Source organism: Flavobacterium limnophilum, assembly GCF_027111315.2.
In the GTDB taxonomy this organism is placed as follows: Bacteria; Bacteroidota; Bacteroidia; order Flavobacteriales; family Flavobacteriaceae; genus Flavobacterium; species Flavobacterium limnophilum.
Genome location: NZ_CP114289.2, coordinates 954,764 through 975,004 on the forward strand (window position 1 = coordinate 954,764; position 20,241 = coordinate 975,004).

The 20,241-nt window shown below is 36.2% G+C and carries 19 protein-coding genes; 7 read left to right on the top strand and 12 right to left on the bottom strand.

Annotated features, from left to right (window positions below; genetic code table 11):
- The first annotated feature begins 3 nt into the window (after nucleotides 1-3).
- The 6 genes from recN to OZP13_RS03855 all read left to right on the top strand — a co-directional run bounded on the left by recN (nucleotide 4) and on the right by OZP13_RS03855 (nucleotide 7,006).
- Nucleotides 4-1,656 (top strand): DNA repair protein RecN, encoded by a 1,653-nt coding sequence (gene recN / locus OZP13_RS03830; RefSeq protein ID WP_269242468.1) that lies wholly within the window; start codon nucleotides 4-6, stop codon nucleotides 1,654-1,656.
- 72 nt (nucleotides 1,657-1,728) lie between these two features.
- Nucleotides 1,729-2,919, top strand: coding sequence for an enoyl-ACP reductase FabV (fabV, locus tag OZP13_RS03835; protein WP_281298728.1), 1,191 nt, complete (start codon nucleotides 1,729-1,731; stop codon nucleotides 2,917-2,919).
- 139 nt (nucleotides 2,920-3,058) lie between these two features.
- Nucleotides 3,059-4,057: a glycosyltransferase family 2 protein gene (locus tag OZP13_RS03840; RefSeq protein WP_281298729.1), complete on the top strand. Its 999-nt coding sequence runs from the start codon at nucleotides 3,059-3,061 to the stop codon at nucleotides 4,055-4,057.
- A gap of 1 nt (nucleotide 4,058) precedes the next feature.
- The gene (coaE, locus tag OZP13_RS03845; protein ID WP_269242469.1) at nucleotides 4,059-4,643 is read left to right on the top strand and encodes a dephospho-CoA kinase; all 585 of its coding nucleotides are present in this window, start codon (nucleotides 4,059-4,061) and stop codon (nucleotides 4,641-4,643) included.
- A 71-nt stretch (nucleotides 4,644-4,714) separates the two neighbouring features.
- The gene (locus OZP13_RS03850) at nucleotides 4,715-6,298 is read left to right on the top strand and encodes a sensor histidine kinase (RefSeq protein ID WP_281298730.1); all 1,584 of its coding nucleotides are present in this window, start codon (nucleotides 4,715-4,717) and stop codon (nucleotides 6,296-6,298) included.
- A gap of 3 nt (nucleotides 6,299-6,301) precedes the next feature.
- Nucleotides 6,302-7,006, top strand: coding sequence for a response regulator transcription factor (locus OZP13_RS03855; protein ID WP_281298731.1), 705 nt, complete (start codon nucleotides 6,302-6,304; stop codon nucleotides 7,004-7,006).
- 83 nt (nucleotides 7,007-7,089) lie between these two features.
- Here the strand turns inward: OZP13_RS03855 and OZP13_RS03860 are convergent, their stop codons facing one another.
- From OZP13_RS03860 to OZP13_RS03910, 11 genes are all read right to left on the bottom strand, one after another.
- Nucleotides 7,090-9,636 (bottom strand): hypothetical protein, encoded by a 2,547-nt coding sequence (locus OZP13_RS03860; RefSeq protein WP_281298732.1) that lies wholly within the window; start codon nucleotides 9,634-9,636, stop codon nucleotides 7,090-7,092.
- 24 nt (nucleotides 9,637-9,660) lie between these two features.
- Nucleotides 9,661-10,401: an acyl-[acyl-carrier-protein] thioesterase gene (locus tag OZP13_RS03865; RefSeq protein WP_269242473.1), complete on the bottom strand. Its 741-nt coding sequence runs from the start codon at nucleotides 10,399-10,401 to the stop codon at nucleotides 9,661-9,663.
- A gap of 30 nt (nucleotides 10,402-10,431) precedes the next feature.
- Nucleotides 10,432-11,022 (bottom strand): outer membrane beta-barrel protein, encoded by a 591-nt coding sequence (locus OZP13_RS03870; RefSeq protein ID WP_281298733.1) that lies wholly within the window; start codon nucleotides 11,020-11,022, stop codon nucleotides 10,432-10,434.
- Between the two features lie 2 nt (nucleotides 11,023-11,024).
- A complete protein-coding gene (locus OZP13_RS03875) occupies nucleotides 11,025-11,684 on the bottom strand; it encodes an Ig-like domain-containing protein (RefSeq protein ID WP_269242475.1) in 660 nt (219 codons plus the stop codon).
- 32 nt (nucleotides 11,685-11,716) lie between these two features.
- Entirely contained in the window at nucleotides 11,717-12,631 is a 915-nt protein-coding gene (gene miaA / locus OZP13_RS03880; protein ID WP_281298734.1) for a tRNA (adenosine(37)-N6)-dimethylallyltransferase MiaA, read from the bottom strand.
- Nucleotides 12,632-12,781: 150 nt separating this feature from the next.
- Nucleotides 12,782-13,615 carry an ion transporter gene (locus OZP13_RS03885; protein WP_281298735.1) on the bottom strand — a complete coding sequence of 278 codons (834 nt, stop codon included), beginning with the start codon at nucleotides 13,613-13,615 and terminating at the stop codon, nucleotides 12,782-12,784.
- A 15-nt stretch (nucleotides 13,616-13,630) separates the two neighbouring features.
- Nucleotides 13,631-14,992, bottom strand: coding sequence for an exonuclease domain-containing protein (locus OZP13_RS03890; RefSeq protein ID WP_281298736.1), 1,362 nt, complete (start codon nucleotides 14,990-14,992; stop codon nucleotides 13,631-13,633).
- 108 nt (nucleotides 14,993-15,100) lie between these two features.
- Nucleotides 15,101-15,760: a YggS family pyridoxal phosphate-dependent enzyme gene (locus OZP13_RS03895; protein WP_269242477.1), complete on the bottom strand. Its 660-nt coding sequence runs from the start codon at nucleotides 15,758-15,760 to the stop codon at nucleotides 15,101-15,103.
- A gap of 1 nt (nucleotide 15,761) precedes the next feature.
- Nucleotides 15,762-16,175 (bottom strand): hypothetical protein, encoded by a 414-nt coding sequence (locus OZP13_RS03900; protein WP_269242478.1) that lies wholly within the window; start codon nucleotides 16,173-16,175, stop codon nucleotides 15,762-15,764.
- A gap of 4 nt (nucleotides 16,176-16,179) precedes the next feature.
- Nucleotides 16,180-17,067 (bottom strand): 3-hydroxyacyl-CoA dehydrogenase family protein, encoded by an 888-nt coding sequence (locus OZP13_RS03905; protein WP_281298737.1) that lies wholly within the window; start codon nucleotides 17,065-17,067, stop codon nucleotides 16,180-16,182.
- A gap of 82 nt (nucleotides 17,068-17,149) precedes the next feature.
- Nucleotides 17,150-18,115: a Gfo/Idh/MocA family protein gene (locus tag OZP13_RS03910; protein ID WP_269242479.1), complete on the bottom strand. Its 966-nt coding sequence runs from the start codon at nucleotides 18,113-18,115 to the stop codon at nucleotides 17,150-17,152.
- A gap of 143 nt (nucleotides 18,116-18,258) precedes the next feature.
- Between OZP13_RS03910 and OZP13_RS03915 the strand changes: the two genes are divergently transcribed.
- A complete protein-coding gene (locus OZP13_RS03915; protein ID WP_269242480.1) occupies nucleotides 18,259-18,900 on the top strand; it encodes a protein-L-isoaspartate(D-aspartate) O-methyltransferase in 642 nt (213 codons plus the stop codon).
- Between the two features lie 168 nt (nucleotides 18,901-19,068).
- Here the strand turns inward: OZP13_RS03915 and OZP13_RS03920 are convergent, their stop codons facing one another.
- Nucleotides 19,069-20,118 carry a Fic family protein gene (locus OZP13_RS03920; RefSeq protein ID WP_269242481.1) on the bottom strand — a complete coding sequence of 350 codons (1,050 nt, stop codon included), beginning with the start codon at nucleotides 20,116-20,118 and terminating at the stop codon, nucleotides 19,069-19,071.
- Between the last annotated feature and the right edge of the window lie 123 nt (nucleotides 20,119-20,241).

Sequence of the window (20,241 nt, forward strand, 5' to 3'; positions counted from 1 at the left end):
TAGATGATAACTACCCTGTCGATAAAAAACTATGCTTTAATAGAAAAATTGGCCATCGATTTTTCAAAAGGTTTTTCGATTATAACAGGAGAAACCGGTGCAGGGAAATCCATAATATTAGGTGCTTTGGGTTTGGTCTTGGGAAAAAGAGCCGACTTGACATCCTTGAAAAACAAGGACGAAAAGTGCGTCATTGAAGCCCATTTCGAAATCTCGAAATACAACTTGCTCCCTTTTTTCGAAGCCAACGATTTGGATTACGAAGACGAGACCATTATTCGCCGTGAAATTTTACCTTCGGGAAAATCCAGGGCATTTATAAATGACAGTCCTGTAAATCTTCAGGAATTGCAGGAATTGAGTTTGTTTTTGATTGACATACATTCGCAACATCAAACCCAGGAACTTTCGGACGAGAAAGTCCAGTTCGAAATCATTGATGCCATTGCCGATAATCAGGAACACATTCTGGATTATCAAGCGCTTTTGAAAGGCTATAAATCGGATAAATCCAAATTGAATTCGTTACTTAAAAAGCAGGCTGAATCGAATAAAGAACAGGAATACAACACTTTTTTATTGGACGAATTAGTTTTGGCACAATTGAAATCCGGAGAACAAGAGACACTTGAAGCCGATTTCGAGAAACTGAACAATGTCGAAATCATAAAAGAATCCATTGATAAATCTTTGGCTATAGCCAATGAAGAACAAATAGGAGTGATGCACAATTTGAAGGAAATCAAAACTTCCCTGCAAAAAATCGCTTCATTTTCGCCTGGATACAATGTGTTGTTAGAAAGAATTACCAGCCTGACGATTGAATTTGGAGATATTTCCGATGAATTAAATCGATGCGCTGAAAAACTTTTTAACGATCCCGAACAATTGGAATTAATCAACCAAAAGTTGCAATTGATTTACAATTTGCAAAAGAAGCACCAAGTTGCCACGGTTGACGAATTAATCCAAATCCAAACCAAATTGGAGAATTCGGTATTTGAATTAGGAAATAGGGAAGAAGAAATTGCAACTTTGACTAATTCAATTAAAGAAAAAACAATTGCTTTAGATGCTTTGTCTGATAGAATTCACCAGAAAAGAGTGGAAGCTATTCCGGTTTTGACACAGCAACTAACCACGATTTTGGAAACCTTGGGAATGCCCAATGTGCGTTTTAAAATGGATGTTAACAGCACTTCCACTTATTTCGAAAACGGAAAAGATGAACTCCAATTTTTGTTTTCCGCCAATAAAGGAACCGATTTTGGTTTGTTGAAAAAAGTGGCTTCTGGAGGAGAAATGTCCAGAATTATGCTGGCCGTGAAAGCAATATTGGCGCAATATTCGAAGTTGCCAACACTTATTTTTGACGAAATCGACACGGGAGTTTCCGGTGAAATCGCCAATAGAATGGGCGAAATAATGAAAGGAATGAGTGAAAAAATGCAGATATTCGCCATTACCCATTTGCCACAAATAGCTTCAAAAGGAATGGCGCATTTCAAAGTTTCAAAGTCAACTGTCGGCGAGGACACACAATCTGAACTAAAATTATTGACAAATGAGGAGCGAGTGATTGAAATTGCCCAAATGTTGTCCGGCAACGTTATTACGGACTCGGCATTAAACCACGCAAAAGCCTTGTTAAACTAAAGAAATGCTTTATATTTGTGCTCTTAAAAAGAATAAACGATTATCCGAATATAAATAAACGAATAACCCAATATGATTATAGAACCTAGAATGAGAGGATTTATTTGCGTAACCTCGCACCCAGATGGATGTGCGCAAAATGTAAAAAATCAAATCGAATACGTACAATCTAAAGGACACATCGAAGGAGCAAAAAAAGTGTTGGTAATAGGAGCTTCAACCGGATTTGGATTGGCTTCCAGAATCACGAGTGCTTTTGGCTCTGATGCAGCCACGATTGGCGTGTTTTTTGAAAAACCTCCATTGGAAGGCAAAACTGCATCACCAGGTTGGTATAATTCGGCAGCATTTGAAAATGAAGCACATAAAGCAGGTTTGTATGCGAAAAGTGTCAACGGAGATGCTTTTTCAAATGAAGTAAAAAAACAAACGCTGGACATGATAAAAGCTGATTTAGGTCAGGTGGATTTGGTCATTTATAGTTTGGCTTCGCCAGTTCGTTTACACCCAGTTACGGGAGTTTTGCACCGTTCGGTTTTGAAACCTATCGGAACAACTTACACCAACAAAACCGTTGATTTTCATACAGGAATAGTTACTGATATTAGTATTGCACCTTGTCAAGACGATGATATTGCCAATACAGTTGCCGTAATGGGCGGTGAAGATTGGGCTATGTGGATGGATGCCTTGAAAGCCGATAATCTTTTGGCACCAGGAGCTACAACAGTGGCTTATTCTTATATCGGGCCATCATTGACCGAAGCGGTTTACAGAAAAGGGACCATTGGTCGTGCCAAAGACCATCTTGAAGCTACTGCTTTTGAAATTACCAAAAGTTTGGCCGATGTTCAAGGACAAGCTTTTGTTTCTGTAAATAAAGCATTGGTAACACAGGCAAGTTCTGCCATTCCGGTTATTCCTTTGTATATCTCTTTATTGTATAAAATAATGAAGGAAGAAGGAATTCACGAAGGTTGTATTGAGCAAATTCAACGTTTGTACGAAGATAGATTGTACACTGGCAATCCAATTCCAACGGATGAAAAAGGTAGAATCAGAATTGATGACTGGGAAATGCGTGACGATGTTCAAGAAAAAGTAGCCACTTTATGGAAACAAGCCACAACGGAAAGTTTGCCAGAAATAGGCGATTTGGAAGGGTACAAGAAGGATTTCCTAAACCTGTTCGGTTATGAATTGGAAGGAGTGGATTATGAAGCAGATGCCGACGAAATGGTTGGTATTTCCAGTATTGCTTAATTTTATTTTAAAAGCAAATAGTCTTAAAAATATACTAATATTGAGAAACCATCACGTTTTGCGTGGTGGTTTTTTTATGGATAAAGTTTATCTTTGTTCAAATTTTTGAATAAAAGTGTTACACCTATAATATACCTTTATGTTGTTTTCTTTAATCATACCAGTTTACAATCGTCCTGATGAAGTGGATGAACTTTTGGAGAGTTTGTCGCAACAAGATTATACCGAGAATTTTGAAGTTGTAATAATCGAAGACGGTTCTTCCTTGCGCTGTGATGACGTGGTTCGGAAGTATGCGGGAAAACTGCATTTGTCGTATTGTTACAAAGAAAATTCAGGGCCGGGAGATTCCAGAAATTATGGAATGAAAAAGGCGAAAGGAGATTATTTCATCATTTTCGATTCGGATTGCATTATTCCACCAAATTATTTAACTGAAGTTTCCAAGGCGTTGGCAGCCAATTTTGTGGATTGTTTTGGAGGTCCTGACAAAGCTTTGGATAGTTTTTCGGATATTCAAAAAGCCATCAATTTTGCGATGACTTCTTTTCTTACGACTGGTGGAATTCGAGGTGGGTCGGAGAAAATAGATAAATTTCAACCCCGAAGTTTTAATATGGGATTGTCTCGAAAAGCTTTTGAGGCTTCGAAAGGTTTCGGGAATATTCATCCCGGAGAAGACCCGGATTTGTCTATCCGATTGTGGAATTTGGGTTTTGAAACCAGACTTTTCTCGAAAGCATTCGTTTATCACAAAAGAAGAATTGACTGGGCTAAATTTACGGTTCAGGTGAATAAATTTGGAAAAGCCAGACCTATATTGAATAGTTGGTATCCTCAATACAACAAGCTCACTTTTTTCTTTCCAACTGTTTTTATAATAGGATTTGCATTTGCGTTGGTTTTGTTGATTTTTAATTATGATTTATTGCTTCAATTGTATTTTGTGTACTTTTTGGCACTTTTTTTGGTGTCCACTTACCAGAACAAAAGTTTTAGAATTGGCTTATTGTCAATCAAAGCGGTTTGGAAACAGTTTTATGGTTATGGAACGGGTTTTTTGGAATCCTTCATCAAAATCATCATTCTGAATCAAAAACCGGAAGAGGCTTTTCCAGAGTTGTTTTTCAAAAATTAGCATGACAAAAATAATTGGATTGACGGGAGGCATTGGCAGTGGAAAAACCACTATTGCCAATCATTTTATGGCAGCGGGTGTTCCTGTTTACATTGCCGATGACGAAGCCAGAAAGATTATGCAATCAGCCGAAATTATTGAGGAAATCAAGCAAACTTTTGGAACAGCTATTTTTGAGAATGGAATTTTGAACAGGCAAAAACTGGCCGAAATTGTATTCAATAATCCAGAAAAATTAAAACTACTCAATGGCATTATTCATCCTGCCGTAAAAAAACATTTCGCAAATTGGATTTCAAACCACAACAAGGCTCCATTTATTATTTACGAAGCTGCAATTTTATTTGAAAGTGGGAGTTATAAAAATTGTGACAAAATAATAACAGTCACTGCACCATTGGAAACTAGGATTCAAAGAGTGATTCAACGCGACAATACCAGTCGTGAAAATGTTTTGAAAAGAATAAAAATGCAATGGAACGACAATCAGCGCATTGTCGAAAGTGATTTTGTTGTCGAAAATATTGATCCCAAAATCACGGAAATTGAAGTGGGAAAAATTCTTAAAATTTTGAAGAATTCCTAGTTTGAATCTATTTTGTTAATCTTGGGTTAATTTATTATTATTTATACTGTTAAAATGCTAAATTTGTATCGATGAATAAAATGTTTTTTAAAATACTGGTGCTACTAATGAGTTTGTCCTTGATTGGGATAATTCTGGTTCAAGTTTATTGGTTCAATACCTCATTTCAAAATAACGACGAGCAGTTTAAATATCATGTTAAGCAGGTCATTGGTAATGTGGCAGACAAGCTCCAACAGCAAGAAGCATTCACTTTTATTGACAAGTACAACAAGTTTAAGGACAGTACGGGGAAAGTTCCCCAAAAAGATGATTTACTGGAGTTTTATTATATTCAGAAGAATCATGAAACGAATACGACAACAGTATATTCAAGCAGCATAAAATCTGAAGATTATGATATATCTTCCACGTTCTTTGGAAAAAAATTAGATAGTGTAAAAATCAAAAGTTTCAATTCAAAGCGAGTTACCGAAGTTTACAACAACAATAAAATAGATAATTCGGGCATTCAGCAAAAATTGGTCCCTGATGTAAAGATTGAAAAATCTGGGAATTTGGATGTTTTGGCCAATGCTCAGTTTGAAATGTTCTTTAAGGATATTGCTTCAACAATGCCACTGCAAGAAAGAGTCACAAAAGAGGCTTTGCAAAAGTTGTTGAAAATGCAATTGGAAGAATATGGCGTTAACACTAAATTCGAGTTTGGCATTTACAGCAACGGATTGGCCACAAAAGTAAAATCGGATGGGTTTAGATATGATAAAAACAGTACCTATTCCATTCCGATATTTTCTGACAATGAGGGGAATAACAAGTATCAATTATTAGTTTCATTTCCTCATAAAAAGAAGTTCCTGCTTACGGAATTAATGGGAATAACATTGTTGTCCATCATTTTTACGCTGATAATTATCATTGCTTATACAAGCGCCCTGAATCAATTGATTCGCCAGCGTCATATTTCTGAAATCAAATCCGATTTTATCAACAATATGACCCATGAGTTTAAAACGCCTATAGCAACAATAAATTTGGCTTTGGATGCCATAAAAAATCCAAAGATTATCGAAGACAAAGAAAAGGTGTTCAAATATCTCCAGATGATCAAGGACGAGAATAAGCGAATGCATGCCCAAGTGGAAAATGTATTGCGTATTTCAAAATTGGAAAAGAAAGAGTTAGATATAAGCAAGGAACCAACAAATATTCAAGAGGTTATTGATGATGCCATTGAACATGTAGGTTTGATTTTGGAAGATAGACAAGGGTCAATAACGAAACATTTTAATGCTGTTAGAACCAGTGTTTTGCTAAATGAAGTTCATTTTATTAACGTGATTGTAAATATATTAGAGAATGCCATCAAGTATTCGCCCAATATTCCGAAAATTGAAATTTTCACGGAAAACGTAAAAGATTTCTTGATTATAAAGGTGAAGGACAATGGAGTAGGGATGAGTAAAATAGCCCAGAAAAGAGTTTTCGAAAAATTTTATAGAGAACATACTGGAGATTTACATGATGTCAAAGGCCACGGTTTGGGCTTGGCTTATGTAAAAAGAATAATAGACGACCATAACGGTCAAATTTTTGTAGAAAGTGAAAAGGGGAAGGGAAGTACCTTTATAATAAAAATACCATTAATAAATTAAGATATGGAAAATGTAAATAAAAGAATACTTTTAGTTGAAGATGACTTGAATTTTGGAGCCGTTCTAAAAGATTATTTGATGCTGAATGATTTTGATGTCACTTTGGCAAAAAACGGAATGGAAGGCTTTGAAAAATTCAAAAAAGACACTTATGATTTGTGTATTTTGGACGTAATGATGCCCTATAAAGACGGATATACTTTGGCCAAAGAAATCAGGGAAAAAAATCAAGAAGTGCCAATTATTTTCTTGACGGCAAAATCCATGAAAGAAGATGTGCTAAAAGGATATAAAGCTGGAGCCGATGATTATTTAAACAAACCCTTTGACTCTGAGGTTTTGTTGATGAAAATCAGAGCTATTATTCAAAGAAAATCATCTACAACTCAAGCAGAACCAGTTCAGTTTGAATTTAATGTAGGTAAATTTCATTTGAATTCAAAACTTCGATTTTTGTCAATTGGAGATGAAGAACCAGTAAAATTATCCCCAAAAGAAAACGAATTATTAAAAATGTTGATTCTTCACGAAAACGATTTGATGCCAAGAGAATTAGCCTTGACCAAAATATGGAGAGACGACAACTATTTCACTTCCAGAAGTATGGACGTTTATATCGCTAAATTAAGAAAATATCTCAAATTAGATCCAAACGTGGAAATCCTAAACATTCATGGCGAAGGATTTAGATTGGTGGTTAAAAAATAAATCAATTGTTTGAAATAGAAAAGGCTTCGAGAAATCGAAGCCTTTTTGCTTTATGTTATTTTGATTTGTTTACTGTTTTTGATTTAGGGTTTCCACTCCATCTTTAAATCTTTTATTAAAGTCGCTCCACCATCGATAGTTCCTGTGTGTTGAATGCTAATTCCTCCAAAATTATTTGGGGCAATTTCGGCTTCTAGATTTACTGTTTTGACCACATTGGAAGGATAGTTTTCTGAAAAATAATCGAGCTTGTTTTCAGCGTGGACTATGAGTTTGTTGTTTTTTACTTCAATAGAAATGATACAATTGGGACGAAAACAAGTAGTGGTGATGGACTTTCTAATTGGTGTTGCTACTCCATTTTCATATTTCATTGCAATAAAATCTACGGCATCGCTGTATTTTGTGGTACGAATGATTCGAAGCGCATAACCGTTCATTTCTTTGGTATCCATTTTGATGCCAATGTCCATATATTGGCTTCTGGCGCTGCTAAATCCTTGTCCGGCAGTTTTGGAAGGAACGGCAATGAAACTAATTTTCATATCTCCAAAAGAGTTTCCAATTGGAGTATAACGCATTCGAGCCCCTTTTGAAGCCTGAACAAAACCAACATCATTGGCGGCACCGTTTACGCCGCTTCCATAATACCAAGGATCTCTACTATTATCTTCAACCCAATTGTGTTCCTTGGTGTCAGCAGGAGCAAAGCTGTCGAGTGTCCAAAATCCGGGCAGAATTTCGGGTTGGTATTTTGCAGATATGTTCTCCAAATTTGGAACTAAAATACTAGATTCTTTGATGTCTTTTTTTGAAATTATATCCTTGAAGATTACTGTTTTTGCTGTTCCCACTTGGCATCTCAAATGTTTTGGCGAGACGCTTGCCATAATATAATAGCCAACATCGCCAGATGAAAGTTCGTAGGTTTTCAAAGGTTTTTTCAATCGTGAAACGGCAATTTCAATGGGTTCACTGCCTTTTGAATCACGACAACGATACCAATTGACGATCGATTCATCTTCAAAAGCCATATCCAAAGCATAGTTTAGCTGTAATTTTCCATCATTTATTTTACTGATTTTGGGAAGATTTGAAAATGTTGGCGGAGCAATAAAAGCAGGAGCAATTTGGAACACGCTGGCGGCTTCTAATCCTGATGCTGTTGAAGCCGTGATGATAACTTCCTTGGTTTCGTTGCCAGTATTTGTCGGGATTACTACACATTTTCCATCTTCTTTTACTTCTAATTTCGCCAATGATTGATGTTCTGGAGCTATTTTCCAAGCTACTTTTTCGCCTTTAACTTCATAATTGCCAAAACGATTCACCGTGGCTTCTAATGTAATATTGTCTTTTCCTGTTTCCAAGGTTTGTCTTGTTGGTTTTACCATTAATTGAGTTGGAATGGTGGAGTAGTTATTTCCGGTTTCTTTTTCGGCTTTTTCGACGACAGCTTTAATTCCCATTGGATCCCAATCATCATTTCCTCTCAATAAATTGTAGGTGTTGTACACAACGGCATTGTTGAATTCAAAACGGTAGGCATCGAGTATCGTTTTTCCTGTCATATCAACCGTTGTATTGGGATTATTATTGCTAATTTTTATTGGTTTATTGTTGAGATTAATATTGTATTGATAGTATCGCGCTTCGATATCAGGAATTTCTCGCCAGCCAATATAATCTAAATTTTGGGCTGTAAATCGGGTGTCAATGGCAGCCACCGAACCGCTTCCTTTTACAAAATATTGCTTTTCGCGTGTAAAAGATTGAATATCGCAATTCAGAAAAATCGCTCCTGTTCCAGAAGTGTGACCAAAAGGTTTGGAGGAATAAATACCAAAAGTACAATTGAGGTAAACTGCCGTTCCGTTCAAGGCATCGTCCGTCGATTCGAAATGGCAACGGTCAAACAAGGTTCTTTTGCTTCCCCAAAAAGGCCCAAGATTAAGGCGGCTCATAAATCGGGTGTTGCGTGCCAAAACTTTGTCTCCATTCGAAAAAATGAGTTGGCCTTGTACAATGGCCGAACTTCGTTTTTCTCGGTTCAGTTTTGGATTCAAAGGATAAATCAGGTCAATATTGCAGTAATTTCCAAATGTGATGTTTTCGGCGTTGACACCTTCTCCCTTGATGTTCAACATCGTGAAATTGCCTTTGGCTCCAATGGTTTGTCCACGGTTACAAGCCAAAACTACATCCTGGGCATCATCCGACAATCCTTGAAAACGCAACCATTCACAGCTGATTTCGAGTCCGAAAGGAGTTCCGCCAATGTTTTTTGGCAAACGAATTTCAGGATCATCTGGATTGTCAATCCAATACACCCAAGGCGCAATGTACAAGGTCATTGGCGAAGCTTCGGTTCCATTGGTCAAATGTTTGGATGCTTCGTTTATCGAATTGTAAACATATTTGTATTTTGCGGTTTCTTCATTCGAAAGTTGTCCGTCGATAAAAAAGGAGTTTGGCCCAAGTTCAATTTTTTTACCTTTGTAAATAATGTAATTCCCTTTAAAAACCAAGTCTTTATTTAAATTCGCTTTATGTTGTTGAGAAAATAAAACCGAAAAGTTGCAAAACAGAAATGAGATTGTAAATGCAATCGTTCTAAAAGCAATTTTCATAATGGTATGATTAAGATTAAAATATTATTCCAAGTTCAATTGCAAAGCAAAACAGGTTTTATCGTCTTTGGTAATGCTGAAAATCATGGAATCCTTATTCAAATTTTCGTGAATGGCCACTTGGTCTTTTAATGATAATTCCTTCAAGAAATTCATTTCAAAACTTTCAATTTTTTGATTTAAAATCAATTCTACGTCCAAAAAATCCAAGCACCATTCCAAATATTTCACATTGTTCACGTGGTTGACAATGTCTAAATCCGAAAGCGCCACAGTTTTTTCGAAGACCATTTCGGTTTCGCTGTTAAAGTTGATTTTGGAGAAAGGCTTTTCGGTTGCTTTCTGGTCTGGATACAATTCAAAATGTTCAAATGGTAAAGCCAAGGCTTCCGGTCTTCTTATTTTAGTGTTGAAAACCGCCCAAAAAGTTTCGCAGCCTACCATTTTCTTGCCGTTGACATACAATTCCAAAGCACGAACCGAACGAGAATTTTCTAGTGTGTTGATCCAGGTTTTTACCGTCACGACGTCTTTCCATTGGGGTAATTCCTTGATTTCAACACGCATTCGGCTCAAAACCCAAGCCTGATTGAATTCCTGCATATCCGAAAAACTGATGCCACCCACTTCAGAATGAGCCGCAGCAGTTAACTGCAAAATGTTGCACAAATCCGTGTATTTTAAATAGCCGTTGGGAAGACATTGGGTGAAATTAATCTCCCAATCTTTGCTGAATATGGAAGTGAAGTTAGGTGAAATGGGCATTTTAGTACTATTTTATTGTGCTGAATTATTTTAATTTATTTTTAATCCAATATTTATTTGGAGCATTTTAGAATTGTCATAAAAAGAGACATATTCTGGAGCAGTATTGATGTTGTAACCTGTGGAGACATAGCCCAATCCGGCAAAAGCTGAAATGGTTTTGTCTAATTTATAATCAACGTTGAATCCAATTCTAAAATCATTTCCTGTTTGATGTCCAAAACTTTTGTTTCCAGATTTAAAATTTAATTTTACGGAACCAAAACCCAAATAGGGCTGTAAATAAATTTCATTTGAAAGTTTGATTTCATATCCCAAGAGTCCATAAACAGAATTATATCGGCTACTTCCAATATTTCCGGCTTTGGAAACGTCTGTTATGGAATAACTAATAAAATCGTACCCCATTCCCAGTTTAAAATGTTGGACCTGAATAAAGTTGAAATTTATGCCTATTCCAATATGGGGTTTATTGGCTTTTGCTAAATAATTGTCTCCAAAATTAATTGGAGCTATGGCATAGAGATTAAATTCTGGTTTAAAAGCCAAGGAAGTTTTAGTTTTTTCTTGCCCATACGACATTTTCAGGCAGAATAAAATTAAGAAAAGGCTATATTTCATAACTAGTAGGTAATTGTATAGGTTACGGCATCATTGATTATGGGAATAGAGATGCTATGAGCAGTAGGTGTGGCAGCATTTGAATGATCTATGATTGTGTATTTTAAGAGAATGGTTTGGTTTTTTACTACAGAATAATAGGTGTTTAAATAATCCGAATTGTTTTGTAATGGATTTAAGTCAATATAACTATTGGCCTGTTTTCCTTCTATTTCGATGTCCTTTAATTGCTTGTTTGTAGAAGTGTGATTTAAAATTAACTTGAGAGTTGTAATGGATTCTCTTTTATATAAGGTGATTTTATCTAAATCCAACTTGTAGTTTTCGAAATTAATTTTCTTTGCAATTATCTCTTTAGCCTGAAATTCGCTCGTTTGATTGATTAGATTATTAATGGAGACCGAAAATTTATAATCTACTTTTGGGGCTGGAAAAATCAAAGTAAAATTTCCGTTTTGGTCGGATTTTCCATAGGAAATTAAATCACTTGGGGTGTACATATCATCACTATAGATTGTAATATCAATATTTTTTTCAGGAATTGGATTTCCATTTTGATCGATAATTTTTCCTGTAACTACGATTTTGGTTTCACCATCGTATTGAATTTCGCAAGAAATTAGGGAAAAGAGAATGCAAAGAATAAGCGTTATTCGTTTCATTTCAAATGAATTAAAGTTGGCTAAAGATATACTTATTTGTAAGAAGTTTGCGTTTTTAATTTCACGAATTCTATAATTTTTTTTCTATCCGTCAAATAATCAAACCACTTTGTTTCTTCATTTCTTTTGAACCAGGTGAGTTGTCTTTTGGCAAATCGTCTGGTGTTTTTTTTGATTTCTTCGATGGCAAATTCCAAGGATATTTCACCTTCAAAATAGCTGAACAATTCTCGGTAACCCACCGTTTGCAACGCATTCAAGTTTTTGTGTGGAAATAAATCTTTGGCTTCCGCCAACAAACCTTCGCTAATCATAATATCCACGCGCTGGTTGATTCTGTCGTAAATCACGCTTCTTTCGGCTTCCAAACCAATGAGGATGGGAGTGAAGTTGCGAGTGTTTTTTTTTAGGTTTAGAAACGAAGAATAAGGTTTTCCAGTTCCGATACAAACTTCCAAGGCGCGCATCATTCGTTGTGGATTTTCTTTGGCAACGACTTCAAAATATTTTGGATCTCGTTTTTCTAATTCGGTTTGCAAATATTCGATTCCTGATTTTTCATAGTTGGAAGTGACTTCTTCCCGAACCGAAGCCTCAATTTCGGGAAAATCGTCAAAGCCTTTCAAAACGGCATCGACATACAACCCGGAACCGCCAACCATAACTGCATAATCATTGGTTAGAAACAATTCGTCTAGTTTGGCAATGGCTTCTTTTTCGAAATCGCCAACAGTATAATTCTCTAAAATCGATTTGTTTTGTATGAAATGATGTTGAGCTCCTGCCAATTCTTCGGTTGTGGGAACGGCGGTGCCAATTTGCATTTCCTTGAAAAATTGTCGGCTGTCGCAGGAAATGATGTCGCAATTGAAATGTTGCGCCAAAACAATGCTCAAGGAAGTTTTTCCTATGGCTGTTGGTCCGACGATGGTAATTAAGTATTTCATATTTTTTTTAGCCCAGATGGAAACGGAAACCCCGCAGTGGTGAAAGTTAGTTTTTCCTGGTGTAAAAGAGCGACCAACGGAAGCTCCTTTTATGCCTTGGAAAAACAACTTGAACAACGAGGAGTTGCAGTGTACAGCTGGATTGGCTTCTTATTTATGTTCTAAACTATGTCCGCAATGATGGCAAAATTTTGCATTTTCAAGATGATCTTCGGTACCACAATTTTTGCAAGGATTTTTATCGGCATCAATTTTTTTGGCGGCTCTGGTAAATTCAGCGGTTACAATTCCAGTGGGAACGGCAATGATTCCGTAACCCAAAATCATGACTAACGAAGCGATGAATTGTCCCAAAGGTGTTCCGGGCGAAATGTCGCCATAACCCACGGTTGTCAAGGTCACGATGGTCCAATAAATACTCATCGGGATGCTGGTAAATCCGTTTTCTTCGCCTTCGACAACGTACATTATCGAGCCAATAATGATGGTGCTAATGAGGACAAAATAGAGAAAAACAGTGATTTTTCCTCGGCTGGCTTTTAGCGCATTTAACAAATGAAGTGATTGTCCCGTGAATTTTGGATGATTTAATATTTTGAATAATCGCAATAATCTAAGGGCGCGAATAGTTGAAAAAACTTTTGAACCAAAAAAGAAAAGAGATAAATACATTGGCAAAATGGCCAGTAAATCGATGATGCCAAAGAAACTGAAAATGTATTTTCGGGGTCTATTGGTGGTGGCGATTCGCAGCAAGTATTCGAGGGTGAAAAAACCGGTGATAATCCATTCGAGAACGATGAGTATTTGGTGGTATTTGGCATCAAATCCTTTTACGGTTTCCAGCATTACCAAAAAGACGCTCAAGAGAATCAGGCCTAAAAGAATCAGGTCGAATAATCTTCCAGCTACAGTATTTGTACCATAAATGATGATATGGATTCTTTGCCTGAGAAGGTTAAGTTGTGATTTTGGTTTGCGCATAATGTCAAATATAAATTAAAAATTTATAATCTTGATTGTTTTTGACTTTCGCATATAACTTTGAATACTGTTTCGAGTATCGCGATTGCTTGGCATTGGCGTGATGATGTTTCTTAAAATCTCGATGGTGTTGATTTGGTAATTCAAATCGTAAAAGGCATATCCTTTATAAACGCCTTTTTCTACAAAAATGACGCTGCGCTCTGTAATCGAGCGGCCTCTGTCGAGAATTGCCAAAGTTTTATTGTCGAACAAATTCTTTTCTATAAAGGCTTGGACACGTTCGTTGTATTCCAAAGCGGAGATTTTTCCAACGCAAGCACCGTCGCATTCGTTGATGGTGTGCTGAAAACAATGCGTTTTGGTTTCATATAAACCGGTCAGTTTTTGACATAGATTATAATGGGAACTGATGCGAAACAGCGCCTCTTTTCCTTCTTGCTGTGAAGTGTATGATTTTATTTCTTTTTTCCTTCTGTCCGCTTTTTGCAACTTTAAATTCAGGTAACCGTTGGCATCTTTTTCGGCATAAATTGCCCAGGAAAAATTGCTTTTTGGCGACATTCGATTATAAATCGGTCTATGAATTTTGATTTCTTCGGATTCTTTCAAAAGGGCAATCAATTCGCTTCCCGTTTCTTCATAAGTCACGGTAAAAACTTCGTTCTGGATTTTCTTGGCACTTTTGGTGATTCCCGTAAAATGCTGATTGACCCTTTTTCGAATGTTTCGGCTTTTGCCAATGAATATAAGGCTTCCGTCTTCTCGATGAATATAATAAACTCCTGTTTTTGATGGCAAACTCTCGACGATATCCATCAATTTGGGAGCAATTCCTTTTTGAATTTCAAACTTGATGAGTTCTTTGACAATTTCTTTATTCAAATCTTTGTCCAAAAGCATTTTGAACAACTTTACGGTTGCCATGGCGTCTCCACTGGCGCGATGTCTGTCCGCCATTGGAATTCCCAAAGCACGAACCAGTTTTCCCAAACTATGCGAAGGTTGCTCGGGCAATAAATTTTTGGATAATTCGACCGTGCAAAGCGTTTTAACATTAAAATCATAGCCCAAACGTCGAAATTCAGTGCGCAGAATTCGATAATCAAAATCGGCATTGTGGGCTACAAGAACACAATCGTTCGTCATTTCGATAATGCGCTTGGCCACTTCAAAAAACTTTGGAGCCGAGCGCAACATTGCGTTATTAATGCCTGTCAATTTGACCACAAACGGTTGAATCGGGATTTCAGGATTGACCAAACTGATGAATTGGTCCACGATTTCGTGGCCATCAAATTTATAAATGGCAATTTCCGTTATTCCTTCTTCGTTGAATTGTCCTCCAGTGGTTTCTATGTCGAGTATTGCGTACAAAATAAGTGTTCGGTGTTCAGTTCCGATAGCTGTCGGAATTAGTGTTCATTTTCAGTTTGTCATTCCGTAGGAATCTCATCATTAATAGAGTCAAATTGCCTTTGAAATTTATCGTCCCCCAAAGATACTACTTCCTATTCGAACCATCGTACTTCCGCATTCAATTGCAAGTTGATAATCGCCTGACATTCCCATCGAGATAGTGTTCAGTTGGCAGTTTTCAGTGTTCAGAGGTTGTAGCTTGTCGAAAATCGTTTTCAAATGCGTGAATTCTTTCTTGATTTGGTTTTGGTTTTCCGTAAAAGTCGCCATTCCCATTAATCCAACGATTCGAATGTTTTTCATTTCCTTGAATGCTGAGGAAGCCAGAATCTCGTTGAGCTCTTCTTCATCAAGACCAAATTTTGTTTCTTCTTCGGCAATATAAATTTGCAATAAACAATCAATAATTCTATTGTTTTTTTGGGCTTGTTTGTTGATTTCTTCCAATAATTTCAAACTATCCACGCCGTGAATCAAGTTCACAAATTGTGCCATAAATTTCACCTTGTTCGTCTGGACGTGACCAATCATATGCCATTGAATGTCTTTTGGCATCGCTTCCCATTTTTCGGCCATTTCCTGGATTTTGTTTTCGCCAAAAATGCGTTGACCTGCATCATAAGCTTCCTTCAAATCGGGAATAGGTTTGGTTTTAGAAACAGCAACAAGAGTTACGGTTGATGGTAAAGAGGATTTTATTTTGAGGAGGTTTTGTGCTATTGACATTTCAAGATTTAATTTTTAATCGTCCAATTATAATTCCTTTGGGATTTATTTTGTCGTAATATTTTAATACTATTTCTACATTTTTATATTTTTCGAATAATAGATTTAATTTTTCTTTTTTGATGTTAAAACTTAAGCGAGCATCATTATTATCAGTAAGGGATAGAATCATTTTATTTTCGACAATAAATTCAATTTTCTTAAACGTTTTATCACCAAAAAAATCATAGAAAATATTAAAATTTAAACTTTTAAAATTATCGTTGAAATGTATAATACCAATTTTTGAAGTTTTTTCAAATTCATTACTTTTGAATAAAATTTTGTTGTCCTTGTACAGCTGCCAATTTGTAATTGTATCAGCTCTCATCGAAAAGGATTGGAAAGCTATAAAAATAAAAATGAGTTTTTTCATAACTTTAATTAAACTGTTTCGAAACTTTTTCCGCTTTCTTGCTTTTACTATAATCATAAAAACCTTCTCCAGATTTCACTCCCAATTTTCCGGCGCGAACCATATTGACCAATAAAGGACAAGGGGCATATTTCGGATTTTTGAACCCATCGTGCATTACGTTAAGGATTGCCAAACATACATCAAGACCAATAAAATCAGCTAATTGTAAAGGCCCCATTGGGTGTCCCATTCCAAGTTTCATCACGGTGTCGATTTCATAAACGCCAGCCACTTTGTTGTCCAAGGTTTCGATCGATTCGTTGATCATCGGCATCAAAATTCGGTTGGTGACAAAACCGGGAAAATCGTTGACTTCAACGGGAGTTTTACCCAATTTTTCGGCTAAAGTCATAATGATTTTGGTCACTTCATCACTCGTTTTGTTACCGCGAATCACTTCCACCAAAGGCATTAAAGGAACGGGATTCATAAAGTGCATCCCGATAACACGTTCCGGATGAGCCACGATAGCTCCAATTTGAGTGATGGAAATAGAAGAAGTATTGGTAGCAAAAATGGTATTGTGCGAACAAAATTCATTCAATTTCTTGAAGATATTCAGCTTTAATTCCACATTTTCAGAGGCTGCTTCGACAACCAAATCCACGCCTACAACACCGTCTTCAATATCGGTATAGGTAATAATGTTATTTAAGGTTTTGAATTTGTCTTCCTTAGAAATGGTTCCTTTGGCCACCATTCGGTCTAAGTTGGCAAAAATAGTCGCCATTCCTTTGTCTAAAGCTTTCTCGGAAACATCAATCAGTTTTACGGTGAAACCACTTTGTGCAAAAGTATGCGCAATGCCATTGCCCATTGTTCCTGCCCCGATAACGGCTATTATTTTCATTGTATTTGGTTTAAAAATTTAGAGTTTAAGTTTTAAAGTTCTCGTGTGAAATTTTAAAACTTAAACTCTAAATGAATTTTACTTACTTCTTGAAACAATCAATAATTTGATATGCCACTCTCAAAGCTTCCGTGGCTTGTTCCAAAGTTACGATAGGAGTAGTGTCATTATTAATGGCATCGGCAAAGGATTCCAATTCATCCAAGATGGCGTTGTTTTGCTCCACGTCGGGATTCGAAAAGTAGATTTGTTTTTTTACGCCTTCTGCATTTTGTAGAATAATGTCAAAATCGCCGGGGATTTCTGGAGCGTCTTTCATTTTTACAACCTCGCATTTTTTCTCCAAGAAATCTACCGATATGTAAGCGTCTTTTTGAAAGAAACGCGATTTACGCATATTTTTCAAGGAAATTCGGCTCGCAGTTAAATTAGCCACACAACCATTTTCGAATTCAATTCGGGCATTGGCAATATCGGGAGTTTCACTAATAACAGAAACTCCACTGGCGTGAACGTCTTTCACTTTGGAATTGACAACGCTCAAAATCGCATCGATATCGTGAATCATCAAGTCTAAAACTACGGGAACATCAGTGCCACGAGGATTGAATTCGGCCAAACGATGCGTTTCAATAAACATTGGATTTTCAATCATATCCTTTGTTGCTTTGAACGCAGGATTAAATCTTTCGACGTGACCTACTTGACCTTTTACATTGTATTCATTGGCCAAGGCAATAATTTCTTCGGCTTCGGCAACGGTATTTGAAATAGGTTTTTCTATAAAAACGTGTTTGCCCGATTTGATGGAAACTTTGGCACATTTGTAATGGGAAAGGGTGGGGGTGACGATGTCGATAACATCAACAGCGTGTATTAAACTGGCTATTGTGGAGAACTGTTTGTATCCAAATTCTTTGGCTACTTTCTCTCCATTTTCTTGGTTTTCGTCGTAAAAACCAACTAATTCGTATTTTTCAGATTGTTGTAATAATCGTAAATGTATTTTTCCAAGATGCCCCGCACCTAAAACTCCTACTCTTAACATAAAATGTATTTTTAACAAAAATAGCAATTATTTAACAATTGATAATTTATAATCAATAAATATTTATGAATTTAAAAATTAAAATTCACTATTTAAAATAGCAATTACTTTCTTATTTTTACCAAAATAAATTATCCAAAAATTTGAAAGATACTGCCAAACATCAAGGACTTCGTAATCAATTAGTAAGCCTTTTGAAAGAGAAAGGTATTGTTGACAAGAGCGTTTTGGAAGCCATTAATAAAATTCCAAGGCATCTTTTTTTAAACTCCAGTTTTGCGGATTATGCTTATCAAGACAAGGCTTTTCCTATTGGAGCAGGACAAACCATTTCACAACCTTACACTGTGGCTTTTCAAAGCCAATTATTGGAAGTGAAAAAGGATCATAAAATTCTCGAAATAGGAACCGGTTCGGGTTATCAAACTGCCGTTTTATGTATGATGGGAGCGAAGGTTTTTAGTGTGGAAAGACAAAATGAGTTGTTCAAGCAAACCTCTATTTTATTGCCAAAATTAGGCATTAGACCCAAGCATCTTTCTTTTGGAGATGGTTATAAAGGTTTGCCCAATCACGCTCCTTTTGACAGTATTATTGTTACGGCCGGTGCGCCAATAATTCCGCAAGCCTTGATGGCACAACTCAAAATAGGAGGAAGACTGGTGATTCCACTTGGCGAAGAAAATCAAATAATGACTTTGTTAATCAGAAAAAATGAAACCCAGTTTGAGAAACACGAATTTGGAGATTTTAAATTCGTGCCTTTATTGGAGAATAAAAATTAAATATTCTACTTGAAATAGTAGGAGTATTTTTTTAACCATTAAGTGAGTTAAGAAAATCAAGATTTGCAGTAGCCTTAACTTTCTTAATTCACTTAATGGTTTTAAATATTTATCTTTTACACAAAACCAGTAAAATTTAATTGAAGAAATCCCGCAATTGCGGGATTTTTATTGACCAATGATTGCTAGATAACGCTCCAAACTTTCTTTCTCGATTTGGGCAATAAACAAGAGAAAATCCTCTTTGTCGTTTTTAGTCTGGGCGGTTTCCAATGCATTGTAATATTGCATTCGGTTTTCGTAATCGCCTTTTATGTTGGCAATTACATAGCCATTTTGCAACAGAATTAGGTTCATTACCAATCGAGAAGTTCTTCCATTTCCATCGATAAATGGATGAATGGTAACCAAACGCTCGTGAAGTTCTGCAGCCAAAACTATTGGATGTAAACTGTTTTTATTGGTTTCATACCAAATGAAAAAATCTTCCATTTCCTTGGAAACCAAGAATGGTTGAGGCGGCATAAATGAGCTTCCTTTTATCATCACTTGCACACGACGATATCTGCCGGCATCTTCGGGATTTATTCCGCGAAGAATCAAGTTGTGAATAGACAAAACTTCTCGCTCATTCAAGGAAGTTTGTTTGTTCATCAAATGTTTGATATAGGCAATGGCTTCCTGATGATTGATTACTTCAAGGTGTTCCCGCATACTTTTCCCAGATATGGTCAAACCTTCGTTGATGACCAAATCAGTCTCGCGAAGCGTCATTGTATTTCCTTCGATACGGTTGCTCTCAAAAGTGTATTCCAGTTCCAATGCTTGAGCAATTCTATAGCTGTCAAACTGGCGAAATTGATCCAATTTTGCTTTCAGGGCATCTATTTCATTAAGGATAGACAATAAGTTTTTTGAAATTGATTTTTTTACGGCAACATAGCTGCTTTCAATCTCTTCGCAAACCATATTCATCGCTTTTAAGGCAAATTCATCATGGCCGATTTCATAAAGTATTTTTTCTTTGAGCCAAGCCACCATCAATGTTTCAAAGTCAATTTCTAGTAAAGAAGCTAATTTGACTATTTGATCTTTCGTTGGTTTTCTGGAACCGTTTTCGAATTTGCTGATTAATGCTTGGTCGATTCCTAGAATTTGAGCCACTTCTCTTGTCTTTAGTCCTTTTTGCTCTCTTGCTTTTTTGAGTAGTGTTTTCATTTTAATATGTTTTTAATTGTCTTGACAAATTTAGTCATATATTTTGGATAAAAAAAATAACTCCTAAAATTTTAAGAGTTATTTTTTATTGGGAGATATAAAATGACTTAAAAGGTCTGTATC

Excerpts from the sequence above, each read along its gene's own strand:
- OZP13_RS03910 (WP_269242479.1), bottom strand. The coding sequence starts at position 18,115 with ATGTTAAGAGTAGGAGTTTTAGGTGCGGGGCATCTTGGAAAAATACAT.
- OZP13_RS03920 (WP_269242481.1), bottom strand. The coding sequence starts at position 20,118 with ATGAAAACACTACTCAAAAAAGCAAGAGAGCAAAAAGGACTAAAGACA.
- OZP13_RS03840 (WP_281298729.1), top strand. The coding sequence starts at position 3,059 with ATGTTGTTTTCTTTAATCATACCAGTTTACAATCGTCCTGATGAAGTG.
- OZP13_RS03900 (WP_269242478.1), bottom strand. The coding sequence starts at position 16,175 with ATGAAAAAACTCATTTTTATTTTTATAGCTTTCCAATCCTTTTCGATG.
- OZP13_RS03870 (WP_281298733.1), bottom strand. The coding sequence starts at position 11,022 with ATGAAATATAGCCTTTTCTTAATTTTATTCTGCCTGAAAATGTCGTAT.
- coaE (WP_269242469.1), top strand. The coding sequence starts at position 4,059 with ATGACAAAAATAATTGGATTGACGGGAGGCATTGGCAGTGGAAAAACC.
- OZP13_RS03865 (WP_269242473.1), bottom strand. The coding sequence starts at position 10,401 with ATGCCCATTTCACCTAACTTCACTTCCATATTCAGCAAAGATTGGGAG.
- fabV (WP_281298728.1), top strand. The coding sequence starts at position 1,729 with ATGATTATAGAACCTAGAATGAGAGGATTTATTTGCGTAACCTCGCAC.
- OZP13_RS03885 (WP_281298735.1), bottom strand. The coding sequence starts at position 13,615 with ATGCGCAAACCAAAATCACAACTTAACCTTCTCAGGCAAAGAATCCAT.
- OZP13_RS03855 (WP_281298731.1), top strand. The coding sequence starts at position 6,302 with ATGGAAAATGTAAATAAAAGAATACTTTTAGTTGAAGATGACTTGAAT.
- OZP13_RS03905 (WP_281298737.1), bottom strand. The coding sequence starts at position 17,067 with ATGAAAATAATAGCCGTTATCGGGGCAGGAACAATGGGCAATGGCATT.
- OZP13_RS03875 (WP_269242475.1), bottom strand. The coding sequence starts at position 11,684 with ATGAAACGAATAACGCTTATTCTTTGCATTCTCTTTTCCCTAATTTCT.
- OZP13_RS03850 (WP_281298730.1), top strand. The coding sequence starts at position 4,715 with ATGAATAAAATGTTTTTTAAAATACTGGTGCTACTAATGAGTTTGTCC.
- miaA (WP_281298734.1), bottom strand. The coding sequence starts at position 12,631 with ATGAAATACTTAATTACCATCGTCGGACCAACAGCCATAGGAAAAACT.
- recN (WP_269242468.1), top strand. The coding sequence starts at position 4 with ATGATAACTACCCTGTCGATAAAAAACTATGCTTTAATAGAAAAATTG.
- OZP13_RS03860 (WP_281298732.1), bottom strand. The coding sequence starts at position 9,636 with ATGAAAATTGCTTTTAGAACGATTGCATTTACAATCTCATTTCTGTTT.
- OZP13_RS03895 (WP_269242477.1), bottom strand. The coding sequence starts at position 15,760 with ATGTCAATAGCACAAAACCTCCTCAAAATAAAATCCTCTTTACCATCA.